General features: G+C 50.9%; 1 protein-coding gene. It reads right to left on the minus strand.

Annotation, left to right across the window (positions count from 1 at the left end):
- Window positions 1–16: 16 nt before the first annotated feature.
- Window positions 17–342: transposase (locus tag JHJ32_RS22720; protein WP_200123040.1), on the minus strand; the 326-nt coding region annotated here is incomplete at its 5' end.

A 342-nucleotide genomic window follows, 5' to 3' on the forward strand; every position in this document is an offset into this window, starting at 1 on the left:
GTATCCGCCCTATGAACTACATGTTTGATTGCTGCACTATTTTCTTATAGTTCTGCGGGTATAGGTCTCCTAGATTTTTGTGGTTTATGGACATGATGTTTTCCAGCGTGTATTTGAGCCATTGGAAGGGGTTGACCTCATGTTTCCTGCAGATGGCGAAAAACGAATAGATCATGGCGGCCCGCTGGGCGGCTTCGTGGCTGCCGGCAAACAGGTAGTTTTTGCGTCCCAGCGCCAATGGCCTGATGGCATTCTCGACAAGGTTATTGTCAATCTGCAGGTTTCCGTCATACAGGTAAGCCGAGAGCCCGTCCCATCGGGCGTAGGCGTAAGCCATGGCCT

The sequence above is a fragment of the Parapedobacter sp. ISTM3 genome (assembly GCF_016533505.1).
GTDB lineage: Bacteria > Bacteroidota > Bacteroidia > Sphingobacteriales > Sphingobacteriaceae > Parapedobacter > Parapedobacter luteus.